We start from the raw sequence: 13,052 nt of genomic DNA, 5'->3' as shown, positions 1-13,052 counted from the left end.
ATCATGAAAAAAATATTTTTATTTCTAAGTGTCATATGGATATTTTCCGCATGTTCTTCAGATTTGGATCTATCCCCGATGGATTCGCAGAGCGAATTGAATTATTGGGATACCGAGGAGGATGCACAAATATTCCTGAACTCGATTTATGCTGATTTAATGTCAGCACAAGACTACCTATACTTTAATGCACTTTCGGATGACGCCTACACCAAGGCGATGGAAGAGTATCGTAATATTGCGAGTGGAAGTTACGGTACTGCCAATGGGGTAGTGGCCGGTGTATGGTCCGGTAGGTATGAAGCCATACGCAGAACCAATATATTTCTCAACAACATTAACGATGTTGAAGAAATCACGGAAGACCAGCGAAGGGCTTTTACCGCTCAAGCAAGGTTTATCAGAGCTTGGCATTATTTCAATCTAATAGAATTGTATGGCGATGTCCCATTTATTACAGATGAAATCAGTATAGAAGAGTCGCTTACTCTTGAACGGGACGATAGCGGAACCATTTTGGCCTTCATTTATGATGAGCTTTCCTCAGCGATAAATGGCCTTCCAAGCAGCTACCCCGCCGATCAAAGTGGCAGGATCACCAAAGATGCGGCAATAGCATTTAAGTCCAGGGTCCACCTGTACAATGGAGAGTATGAGAATGCGGCTGCATTGGCAGAAGGACTGTTGGGCGATTATTCGTTGTTCCCCAGCTATGCAGACCTCTTTAAAACTGAGAATGAGCTGGCCAACGAAATTTTATTGAGCCTTCAGTACATCCCTACATTTAGGGAACACAACAACCAATACTCATTGATACCGCCAAGTTTGGGTGGGTATGCCAATTTTTCACCCTTGCAAGAACTGGTGGATGCCTATCCGACCATAAATGGATATGGTATTGATGAACCGGAAGCAAATTATGACGAAAACAATCCCTATCAAAATCGTGATCCAAGGTTGTCCGCGACAATTATCCACGATGAATATACCATGAAGGATTTTGAAGGCAATGATATTGTAATAGGTACTTCCCCGGGTGATGAACCGGATGGACTGAACTTTTCATCCAATAGCACGCCCACAGGGTATTATGTGCACAAGTTCTACGACCCCATGGCCAGGAACCAAGTAAATTCCGGTCTTAACCTCATTTTGATACGATATGCGGAAGTACTCTTGAATTTGGCCGAGGCCAAAATAGAATTGGGGACATTCAGTCAGGCCGATTGGGATGCTACCATCGGAGCCATAAGGGCTAGGGCCGGACTTCAAGGAGATGCACTCGTTTTTCCAGGGAATGACCAAAATCTGTTAAGGGAAATCGTAAGGAACGAGAGAAGAATAGAGCTCGCATTTGAAGCAGGCCACCGTTTCTTCGATATCAGGAGATGGGAGATTGCCGAGCAGGTGCTCAACGGGTGGGCCAATGGCATTAAAACCGACGACAGTATGGTGGATGATGGATACATTAGAGTGGACGAAAGAAATTTTGACCCTGCAAAACACTATTTGTGGCCCATTCCGCTTAGTGAGCGAGATATAAACGATAATCTAACCCAAAATCCTAATTGGTAATGAAAACAATACTGAAGTCATTTTTGACATTGATGGTTTTATCCATGACATTGATTTCATGCGATAACGACGACTACACTTTAGATCCAGAAATTGCGCTAACGGGTTCTTTGGAAAGCCCAAGTAGTAGCGAGACTATAGCGATAGACCTTGAGAATGGTGACAACATCATCTTTTCTTGGACCCCGGCACAAGCCAACGATGGTGGTACCATATTGTACACCATAAAGTTTGATATGCCCGGGGGAGATTTTAGCGACCCCATATATACTTCACCGTCTGACAATGGTGGTGGGGCAACCACCTTTACCATGAGCACTTCGCGGTTGAACATTATTGCGGCCGAAGCCGGCATTCAACAATTGGAAACGGGTGATGTGGCATGGACGGTCGAAGCTTCGAGCAGCTATTTCAGGGAAAATTTCGCGGAGCCTGCTACGTTAAGTTTGATGAGACCTGAAGGATTGGCGATATTTCCGGAGTATATGTACGTATACGGTTCGGCCACCGAAGCATCCGATATTCCCAATGCAGTGGCCTTCAAGCAGATTTCCAATCAATTGCCCAATGATAATTTTCAACCTGGTGTTTTTGAATCGGTAACCCGACTTTCTCCAGGCGAATTTTATATCGTTAATGGAAACAATGCTTCGGCGGAAGATTTTACCCAGTACTACATCAACTCGGAAGGAAAGATCCGATCAGGGGATGATCCTACCACTTTTGATATGGAAGAAGGTGTGTACAGGGTGCGAATGGATTTGGCCAAAGCGACCATTTCCTTTACGGAAATTTCCAATATTCAGCTGTATATTTTGGCAAATCAAGCCGTTAAAGCAGACCTTGAATACGTAGGAAACCATACTTTTGAAGCTACCAATGCCTATTTCGAATTTTTGACCCCCGAATCACCTGATGCCCCGGATTGGTTAGGTTGGGAGGAAGAGCGGTATCGCTATCAATTCCAATTGGGAGATGGACAGGTTTCCTATCTGGGAAGTATGCACAACGAGGCAATGAATGCATCTTTAGTGCCAGGGCTTGAAGCATATAACGGAAGACCCAACGGAGGCGAACCGGAATACTATAACAACACCTATTTCTTGGGTCCCGATGCTGGATATTGGCAAGGAGCCTGGAAGTTTCCAGATGCATTGAACGGGGCAAACTTTACGGTAAGGATCGTATTTGACCCCAAGGCTGAAAATTATTATCAAGTATTAATACAAGAATAACTCCGTATATGATAAGTTCAAAATTCACATTTTTATGTTCCCTGTTGTTTTTATGGGGGGTCAGTTGTAGCAGCGACCCCTCAATCGAGGATCAGTTGGAAGAAGGAAACGAAGAAACCGAGAACCCGGTTCCCGAAGAAGAGGAATCCTTGAGCCATAAAGAAAAGGCGAAGGCCGTTTATGATATGATCCAATCCCTTTATAAGAAAGGGGAGCTTTATAAGGAAAATTTTCCGCCACAGTCGGGAGAACCCGAATATAGCTACTTATGGCCCTATGTGGGAATGCTTACGGCAGGCAATGTGCTTTATGAGCTAGGGTATGATAGGGCCATTTTGGACAAAGAGTTTTCCGGCCTTGAAGCCTATTATGATGACAGGAGCGTTTTGCCCACTTACCAAGCAGCTCCGGTAACCGAGGGACCCACCGATCATTATTATGATGATAGTGCCATCGTTGCCATGGAACTGATCAAAGCTTACGAGCTTACGGGGGATGCCTTTTATTTGAACAGGGCCAAGACGGTCACTGCATTTATTATGTCCGGTGAGGATTCCCGAATGGGCGGCGGATTGTACTGGTTTGAGGGAGAATCCACCAATTGTACGGATGGACCCAATTGTATGAAAGCGGCCAATACCAGTGCCTATGCAGCTTATGTAACCAGTAAAATGTACCAGTTGACCAATGAGTCACAGTACAGGACTTTTGCGGAACGGGTGTACGAGTGGAACTATAACACCTTAAGGGATCCCAGTGACAATCTATACTGGAACGATATCAATATAGCAACAGAGCAAATAAACACCATAAAGTGGACCTACAATGCGGCCTTAATGATCATGGCCGGGGTAAACCTCTATGAAATATCCGATGATCAAGAATACTTGAACGAGGCAATCGCCACGGCACGATCGGCCTACTCTAAGTTTACGAGCGTTGTGGATGGACAAATATTTTATCAGACCAATGATTCTTGGTTCAATGTTGAGCTGTTGTCCGCATTCGTGCAATTATCGGAATACGATTCAAAAACGGATGAGTACATAGATGTTTTTATCAAGAACATGGATCACGCCTGGGAAAGTGCAAGGAATTCAGATGGACAGTTTTTTGAGGACTGGTCTGGCAATAGCGAAGGCAGATATTATTGGTTGCTACATCAAGCGGCTTTGATAGAAGCTTATGGTGTGGTGGCCTTATATGAGGAAAACCAATCTTAAAAAAATCTTGATTGGAAAAACTGTTTTAAAAAATCAAATGTTCAGTATAGGAGTTGATATAGGAGGAAGCCATATTTCGTCTTGTGCATATAGCCATGGGGACAAAACCTTGTGTAGGGAAACATTTTCTTACAAGAAGATAAATCCGTACGGCACAAAAGAGGAAATATTGACAGCTTGGGTCGAAGCATTGGAAGCGACCATAAAAATTTTGGGAAAATCAATAAACGGTATAGGTGTGGCAATGCCCGGTCCATTTGATTACTACAATGGGATAAGCAAGATCACCGATGTTGAAAAACTTCAATCTTTATACGATGTCAATCTCCGTTTGGAATTGGCCGAAAGGCTTAAATTCCGACCTTCACAGATTCGGTTCATCAACGATGCAACAGCTTTTTCTGTTGCCGAGGCATTGATAGGCAAAGCATCAAAATATAAAAAGGCCATTGCCATAACCTTGGGCACCGGTTTGGGTTCGAGTTTCCTTTTACAGGGAAAACCCATCATAAAGGACAAACAGGTTCCGGAAGGAGGCTTTCTCTATAATCAATATTACCAAAACGTGTTCGCAGATGATATTTTCTCTACGCGTGGAATCATCAATGCTTTTGAAAAAAAGTCGGGCAAGCGACTTAAAAATGTAAAGGAACTCTGTGAATTGGTGGATGTGGATTCCAATGCCCGTAAAGTTTTCCACGATTTTGGAGTCCGTCTTGCTGACTTTATCAACCCTTACATTGAGGAGTTTGAAGCTGAGGTTTTGGTTTTTGGGGGTAACATTTCCAAGGCATTTGAATTCTTTGGCCCCGCACTCAAGGAAGCTTTGAGGGGAGTTGATGAGATTTATGTGTCCGAATTTGGGGAAGAAGCAGCCATTATAGGAAGCGCCCTCTTGCTGGATGAAGATTATTATGCAGAAATTGAAGAAACCTTAAAATTGATGTAATGAAGCGTGAAAAAATGAATTTTAAGGTAGTCCTTCCCGTGTTGTTGTGTTACATCGTCATGGGGTTTGTGGACATTGTAGGGGTATCCACTGGCTTTGCCAGACGTGATTTTGGCCTATCGCCGGAAATGGCGCAGCTTATCCCTTCCATGGTCTTTGTCTGGTTTTTTTTCCTGTCAATACCTGTAGGGGTACTACAGCACAATCTAGGAAAGCGTAAAGTGCTGCTTTTTGGTATTCTCTTTACAACTGTGGGGATGTTTTTGCCTTTTATCCATTATTCATATGGCATTTTATTGGCCTGTTTTGTGCTATTGGGCATAGGGAACACCATAATTCAGGTTTCCTCGAACCCGCTGTTGCAAGATGTTGTTGCCAAGGATAGGTTTTCCAGTTTTATGAGCCTGTCACAATTTATAAAGGCCATAAGTTCACTGGTCGGCCCACTGATCGTGACCTTTGCTGTATCCCGGTATGGCGATTGGAAACTGGTGTTTCTAGTGTATGGGATTACCTCTTCAATTGCTGGGCTTTGGTTGATGTTTACCCCGGTTGAAGAATCATCTTCGGAAGAAAGAGCCACGTTTGGTTCGGCACTCAAATTATTGAAAAATCCATTTATTGCCGCCATGGTGCTCGCCATTTTTTTGATCGTTGGGCTCGATGTAGGTATGAACACCAACATTCAAAACCTGCTAATCTCACAATTTGGGATAAGTCTTGAACAAGCCTCACTCGGAATCAGCGTATATTTTACGGCGCTGATGATCACCCGTTTCTTGGGTGCTCTGCTATTCTCAAAAATTGATAACCTTAAGTTTCTGTACTGGTCGTCATTGCTGACCATTTTACTGCTTGTTGTGCTGATTTTTTCTACATCGACCTTAATGGCGCAAGTGTTGATATTTCTGATAGGTTTAAGCTCTGGGAATCTTTTCCCATTGATTTTCTCCCTAACGGTAAACAAGATGCCCGAACGTGCCAACGAAATCTCCGGACTCATGATCATGGCAGTTGTGGGAGGAGCGGTCATACCGCCGGTCATGGGGTTGGTCAATAAATCGTTTGGTGTCCAATGGAGTTTTGTAGTGCTCCTGTTATCAGCACTATATGTTTTTGTTACTTATTATATTATTAAAAAAAGAGGTTAAATGATTTATAGATTTTTGATTGCCTGTGCCATTTTGCTGGTTTCCTGCGAAACTTCCAAAAAAGCTGAAAAAGTAAAGGATATTGCAGAAAGTTCCCCGATAACCTATGTGGATCCCAATATTGGTACCGCCCATAGCCGATGGTTCTTCTATACGCCTGCGTCCATGCCCTTCGGTATGGCAAAATTGGGCCCTTCCACCAATGGAAGTCTTGGCAACGAGCAGGGTTGGGAAGCCACGGGCTATGATTCCAGGGACAATACCATTGAAGGATTTGCCAACCTGCACGAGTTTCAAATTGGAGGTTTTTTGTTTGCGGCAATGACCGGAGACTTAAAAACGGTTCCAGGAGATATGGAAAAGCCTGAAACGGGATACCGCTCCAGTTTTGATAGGAAAGATGAAATTGCACGTCCAGGGTATTACAAAGTAAAACTCAAGGATTACGATGTAACGGCAGAACTTACGGCAACAAAGCGAGTAGGCTTTCATAAATACTCATTTCCCAAAACCGACAATGCCTACGTGATTCTGGATATTGGCAACGAATTGGGTGAAAGTGGCGATGTAAAGGATGCCGAGGTTGAGTACAATCCAGAAGATCAAACATTTGCAGGATGGGTAACAACCTATCCCAAATATGTGCAAAAGTATCAGCAAGGTGCCGAGGTAAAAATGTTTGTTGCAGGCGAGATAAACAAGAAACCCGAAGAGGCTGGAACATTTGTCAATGATGAGCAATTTAAGGATGTGTTCAAGCAAAAAGGAGAAGGTGCTGGAATATATCTGCGCTTCAAAACGGAAGAAAATGAAGCTGTTGAGATTAAAGCTGGCTTTTCCTATATTTCTGCCGAGAATGCTCTGGAAAACCTTAAGGCAGAAGCAGAGAATTTGACATTTGATGAAGCACTTTCAACAGCTACCCAGACCTGGGAGGATGAACTATCAAAAATTCGGGTTACCGATACTTCAACAGTAAACAAGACAAAATTCTATACAGGATTGTTTCACGCCTTGTTGGGCAGGGGATTGGCCAATGATGTGAACGGGCAGTTTCCAGAAAATGATGGAAGTATTGGCCAAATTCCTTTGGATGAAAACGGAAATCCGGAATTCAACTTTTACAATACCGATGCCATTTGGGGGGCTTTTTGGAACCTCACGCAATTATGGACGCTTGCATGGCCCGAGTATTACAACGATTTGGTGCAGACGCATCTCGCCGTATATAAAAACTCCGGTTGGATGGGAGATGGGCTGGCCAATTCCCGTTTTGTGTCCGGTGTGGGAACCAATTTTGTGAGTTTAATGATAGCTTCCGCCTATCAGGCAGGTATACGCGATTATGATGTGGAACTGGCATTTAAGGCAGCTTATGAGAATGAGGTGCGCTATAAAGATAGGATTGAAGGAGCCGGTAAAACGGATTTAAAGGGCTTCGTTGAAAATGGCTACATCGACTATATCCCGGGAATGGAAACCACACCCGAAGGTTCTGGCTTTTCCGTGTCGCACACCCTTGAATACTGTTTTAGCTCCTATGCCGTGGCACAGTTTGCAAAGGCATTGGGAAAACAAAAGGAATATGAGGAATTGATGAAGCTTTCAGAAAACTGGAAGAATCTATACGATGAACAGACCGATTTCATAAGACCAAAAGACTCATCAGGCAACTATTTGGATGATTTTGACCCCTTTGCTCCTTGGATTGGCTACCAAGAAGGAAATGCCTGGCAATATACCTTCTATGTGCCACATCAACCCAAGGAACTTGTAAATAAGATGGGAGAGGAAAAATTTGTAAAACGACTGGATTCCATTTTCACCGTATCCGAAAAAACGAAGTTTGGAGGTGAGCAGATTGACGCTTTCGCTGGGTTGAACTATTTGTACAATCAAGGGAACCAACCCAATCTTCACATTGCTTACCTCTTTAATTTTACGGACAAACCTTGGCTTACCCAAAAATGGGTGCGCGAGATTTGTGACGGCTTTTATGGTGTGGAACCCATCCACGGATATGGTTACGGTCAGGATGAGGACCAAGGACAGTTGGGAGCATGGTACAATATGGCTGCCATAGGATTGTTTGATGTAAAAGGATTGACGGATATAGACCCAAAATTTCAATTGACGAGCCCATTGTTCGATAAAATTGAAATCAAGTCAGGTTGGGGCAGTACCATTACCATAGAGACCAAGGATAACCTTCCGGAAAATCATTATATACAATCCCTAAAAGTGAACGGAAAAGAAAGTCATACCAATCAAATAGGGCTAGAGGTACTTAAAAATGGTGCCAAGTTAGAGTACCAATTGGGGCCTGAGCCTAATCAGGATTGGTTCGATTAAAGTTTAGTTTAATTAATTTGATTCAGTAGTTTAGTTAATGCAGGCTCCTTAAGGGAGCCTGTTTTTTTGTTTCTGATGTGTTTTTAGTGAATCCGGAGGACTGGAACCTACCTCTAAAAATCCCAATACATAAAGGGTTTCAAGCTTTCCGAAATTTTATGCTCGCCGAATAGGTCACTTTTCATTAAATTGATATTAATTCGTTGAAATACAATTGTTTAAATTATTGGACAAACACGATTATGCTGATTTTTGAATAAAAACTCCAAAGAATACTGAGGATTCGCCATAGCAATTGGTAAGTCGAAAAGGGAACCGAGTTGCAGTTTCGAATCACTAACCAGATTAATCATATTTGTTTACTGTGGTATACAATAAAAAGCTAATTGTGTTTATCAAACTAAACAAAATGGATGTCCATTTGAACAGTTTAAAAAAAGGACAAAGGAGGTATTTTATTTGAAATGACCAATTTTGTCATATTGGTTTGGTTTCCAACCCGGATATTATACAATACCTTATCTATGCTCGATTTTTTCTGGCTGAGGTGGTATACTATGACCAGCGTTCCCAGTTATGTCGTGGTATTTGGAATATAAATAGGGAAATGTATCTCCATTGAGAAGATTAGTGATGACTTCTATATTAAACATTTTAACCATTTATGTGTGTATTTGTTTATTATAATAAACTAAAAATGATTAATTAAAAACCAGGAAATATTTATTTCCTGGTTTTTGTTTTATCGACCTTAAGTCGATTTATGTATCGCTTTTTTTGTTATGAATGTTGGGCCTATAGCTTGTCTTGGGCCTTTATTGTCGTTCTGTGTTTTTGAAACTATACAGGTAGGGAGCCCTGTGCGCACCTCCCGTAAACCTTTTTTCAAGACGGATCAAGGCGTTTGTCGCCAACATTTTTCTTTGGAAAGCTATGCGATTGAGCGGTTCGCCCATGATTTTTTCATAGACATTTTGCAGTTCTTTCATCGTGAATTTTTCGGGCAATAAGTTCATACCCAATAATTTTCTGTCAAGATTTGCACGCAGGGTATCCAATGCGTTTTGTACAATTTCATTATGATCCATCATTAAAGGGGGGAGTTCATCCAAAGAATACCAATCAATGCTATCTGCCAACGCATCTGGAACTGGATTAACTGCTTCAAAATTGATCAGCGCATAGTAGGCGATGGATATAAATCGGTCCAATAGCCATTCATTGGCCTTAGGGTCCACCCCGTTCATTTTCAATATTCGCTCCATGGCTTCGGAATCAAATCTATCGAGCCCTCCAAAAGTATGGAACTGCTCCAAGTAAAGGTTATTGATTCCCGTACGCTGTACCACACCTTTGGTAACCGCATCTTTCAAACTTTCATTTCGACGCACAAAACCTCCAGGCAATGCAAATAGCTCGGTGTTATGGTACTCCAATACCAGTATTTTTAAATCTTTTCCATTGAAACCGAATATGACCGAATCAAATGCGATATGGGAAAGATACTCTTCCTTATTAAGGTTTTGCGATTGCTTACTGGTTTTCAAAATAGAATTTTTGGTAAATAAAGCATGAAAAGTCGTAAAAACAAAGTATTATTGTTACATATTGTTACAATAATAAATATTCAAAAGCACAATGAAAAAATTAACGACAAACTTTCTGGTTCTATTGGGGTTTGGTCTTTCGGTAATAGCGCAGGACAATAATGCTTTTCCTGTTCAGGTCGACCTAAAGAACGGAACCATCGAGGGACTCTATGACACCCATTCCGGCATCCAAAAGTATTTTGGTATTCCCTTTGCTAAACCTCCTGTGGGCGAACTGCGATGGAAAGCTCCACAGCCCTTGGATGACTGGAACGGCATCAAGGAAACTAAAGAATTTGGGCCACGCCCGGTACAGGCCATGGTGTTCGGCGACATGAAATCACGGTCCAACGGGTTGAGCGAGGACTGTCTATATCTTAATGTATGGACACCGGCAAAACATAATGAAAAGGACCTTCCCGTATTGGTCTATTTTTACGGCGGGGGCAATGTGGCAGGCGATGCCTCTGAATACCGTTACGACGGTGAGAGTATGGCCAAAAAAGGTATAGTGGTAGTGACCACCAACTATCGTCTGAACGTTTTTGGAAATTTGGCGCATCCAGAGTTGACAGCGGAAGCTCCATATAAAGCCTCCGGAAATTATGGGCAGTTAGATCAGAACATGGCCCTTCAGTGGGTACGGGACAATATTGCCGCTTTCGGAGGAAACCCGGACCAAGTAACCATTGCAGGGGAATCTGCTGGTTCCATAGGGGTCAGTGTCCAAATGGCATCTCCTCTATCAAAAGACCTTATTGCAGGAGCGATTGGGGAAAGTGGAGCTGCAATTTCGCCCACCATGGCACCCGTTTCCTTGGAAGAGGCAGAGAAACAAGGCGTACAATTTCTTGAAAGCATCGGTGTAAAAAATATAGCCGCATTACGAAAACTGAGCACAAGAGAAATTTATGAAAAATACAATGCCACACAAAGATTTGGTTTTCCCATGGTCGTTGATGGCTATCTTTTGCCCAAAACACTGCCTGAAATATTTGCTTCAAAACAGCAAGCTCAGGTACCGTTATTGGTAGGTTGGAATTCTGCGGAAATACCAGGTATGGCATTTACGCAGGGCCCGATTACCAAAGAGGCATTCGTAGAAAAGGTAAAGCAAAATTATCCTAAAAAATATGAGGAGGTTTTGGAGCTCTATCCCCATGGTACGCCCACGGAAGTGGAATGGGCAGCGACCAATTTGGCATCGGATAATTTTATTGCGTACAGTACTTGGAAATGGTTCGATTTACACCGTAAAAACTCGGACCAACCCGTTTACCGTTATCTGTACAGTAAGATACGTCCGCCTTTGCGCGATCAAAACTTGGTCTCGGGATTAGCGGGCGGGACCGTGGAACGGGATTCCAATGCACCACAAATGCCCAAAGCGATCGGGGCACCACATGCTGCAGAAATAGAATATGCCATGGGCAATTTGCATCTTGTGGATGATTATGCCTGGACCGCCGATGATTATAAAGCATCCAAAACCATGCAGGAGTTTTTTGCCAATTTCATTAAAACTGGAAATCCCAATAGCGATGAAGTTCCCAACTGGGATGCTGCCAAACCCAATGAAAGTGATCCTCCGGTAATGGTCATCGATACAAAAAGTGGATCTTCCAAGGCTGGGAATGATGCGCGTTATAACTTTTTGGACAAAGTCTATAAGAATTGATACTTTTTGCGGGCATAGCAATAACAGTGGTACTGCTGGCACTTATCCTTTCCAAAAAGGTAAGTGCCCTTTCCGCTTTGATTGTTGTGCCCATTGTTGGCTCCTTGATTGCAGGCTTCGGTCTGGATACCGCTGATTTTGCGATAGAGGGCATCAAAAACATTGCGCCCGTGGTAGCCATGTTCGTTTTCGCCATATTGTTTTTTGGTGTATTGACGGACGCAGGCATGTTCGATCCCATCATCAATACCATTCTTAAATTGGTGGGACGCAATCCGGTTAAAATTACCATAGGTACGGCTATCCTGTCCATGATTGTGCATTTGGATGGTTCCGGGGCGGTTACCTTTCTCATTGCCATTCCAGCTATGTTGCCCCTTTTTGAGGAGCTCAAAATGGATAAAAGAGTGCTGGCCTGTGTGGTTGCCCTCGGAGCGGGTACGATGAATTTGGTACCTTGGGGAGGCCCTACCATCCGTGCAGCTACAGCACTACAGGTCGAAATAACGAAATTGTACACTCCTGTTATGATTCCGCAATTGTTCGGGATATTGTTCGTTTTGGTCATCGCATGGTATTTGGGCTCCAAGGAAGCCAAACGACTTCAATTGGATTCCATGGAAGATGGAGGGAAGAGTTATTCGAGAAAAATAACAGAAGAGGAAGAACTTCTTAGAAGACCTCGATTGTTCTGGTTCAATGTCATATTGACTATTACGGTAATTGTTTTTCTGATCATGGGTATGGTCGCGCCAGCGTTGCTATTTATGCTTGGTACCATCATTGCCCTTATGGTAAACTACCCTGACCTTAAGGATCAAGCCTCCCGAATAGATTCCCACGCCAAAGCCTCATTGCTGATGGCAAGTATCTTATTGGCTGCGGGTGTCTTTACCGGTATCATGACAGAATCGGGTATGATCGCTGAAATGGCAAGTGCAACCGCGGACGTCATTCCTGCCAGTGCTGGAAAACAGATTCCGGTCATCATGGCGGTCACCAGCATGCCCTTGAGCTTTGTTTTTGACCCGGATTCCTTCTATTTTGGATTTCTGCCCGTGCTATCGGAAGCTGCCGGACAGTTTGGTGTGGAACCCATTAGTGTAGGACAGGCCGCTATTTTGGGACAAATGACCACAGGGTTCCCATTAAGCCCATTGACAGCTACCACATTTTTGCTCATTGGCTTGGCAAAAGTGGATTTGGCGGAACACCAGCGGTTTACTTTTAAATATGCTTTTGGTACGACCATCGTTATGACCATTGTATCTATATTGACAGGAACCATTCCAATATAAAA

General features: G+C 43.1%; 9 protein-coding genes. 8 read left to right on the top strand and 1 reads right to left on the bottom strand.

Annotated elements, in window-relative coordinates:
- Positions 1–3: 3 nt before the first annotated feature.
- From GVT53_RS13115 to GVT53_RS13090, 6 genes are read left to right on the top strand one after another with little or no spacing between them, the layout of a single operon-like run.
- Entirely contained in the window at positions 4–1,575 is a 1,572-nt protein-coding gene (locus tag GVT53_RS13115) for a RagB/SusD family nutrient uptake outer membrane protein (RefSeq protein WP_166248981.1), read from the top strand.
- On the top strand, positions 1,575–2,810 hold the full coding sequence (locus tag GVT53_RS13110; RefSeq protein ID WP_166248980.1) for a SusE domain-containing protein: 1,236 nt from the start codon (positions 1,575–1,577) through the stop codon (positions 2,808–2,810). Before GVT53_RS13115 ends, GVT53_RS13110 begins: the two co-directional genes overlap by 1 nt.
- Before the next feature lie 8 nt (positions 2,811–2,818).
- Entirely contained in the window at positions 2,819–4,033 is a 1,215-nt protein-coding gene (locus GVT53_RS13105) for a glycoside hydrolase family 76 protein (RefSeq protein WP_166248979.1), read from the top strand.
- Between the two features lie 37 nt (positions 4,034–4,070).
- Entirely contained in the window at positions 4,071–4,982 is a 912-nt protein-coding gene (locus tag GVT53_RS13100) for an ROK family protein (protein WP_166248978.1), read from the top strand.
- Complete coding sequence (locus GVT53_RS13095) at positions 4,982–6,133, top strand: MFS transporter (RefSeq protein ID WP_166248977.1); 1,152 nt, start codon at positions 4,982–4,984, stop codon at positions 6,131–6,133. The genes GVT53_RS13100 and GVT53_RS13095 overlap by 1 nt, the downstream gene beginning before the upstream one ends.
- The gene (locus GVT53_RS13090) at positions 6,134–8,485 is read left to right on the top strand and encodes a GH92 family glycosyl hydrolase (RefSeq protein ID WP_166248976.1); all 2,352 of its coding nucleotides are present in this window, start codon (positions 6,134–6,136) and stop codon (positions 8,483–8,485) included.
- A gap of 815 nt (positions 8,486–9,300) precedes the next feature.
- Here the strand turns inward: GVT53_RS13090 and GVT53_RS13085 are convergent.
- Positions 9,301–10,032, bottom strand: a complete 732-nt coding sequence (locus GVT53_RS13085) for an NUDIX hydrolase (protein ID WP_166248975.1) — start codon at positions 10,030–10,032, stop codon at positions 9,301–9,303.
- A 91-nt stretch (positions 10,033–10,123) separates the two neighbouring features.
- Between GVT53_RS13085 and GVT53_RS13080 the strand changes: the two genes are divergently transcribed.
- A complete protein-coding gene (locus GVT53_RS13080; RefSeq protein ID WP_166248974.1) occupies positions 10,124–11,752 on the top strand; it encodes a carboxylesterase/lipase family protein in 1,629 nt (542 codons plus the stop codon).
- A complete protein-coding gene (locus tag GVT53_RS13075) occupies positions 11,749–13,050 on the top strand; it encodes a CitMHS family transporter (protein ID WP_166248973.1) in 1,302 nt (433 codons plus the stop codon). Before GVT53_RS13080 ends, GVT53_RS13075 begins: the two co-directional genes overlap by 4 nt.
- The last annotated feature ends 2 nt before the right edge of the window (positions 13,051–13,052 follow it).

Source organism: Flagellimonas oceani (assembly GCF_011068285.1).
Lineage (GTDB): Bacteria > Bacteroidota > Bacteroidia > Flavobacteriales > Flavobacteriaceae > Flagellimonas > Flagellimonas oceani.
Note: the sequence above shows the minus strand (reverse complement) of the source record. Positions and strands in the feature narration are given on the sequence as shown.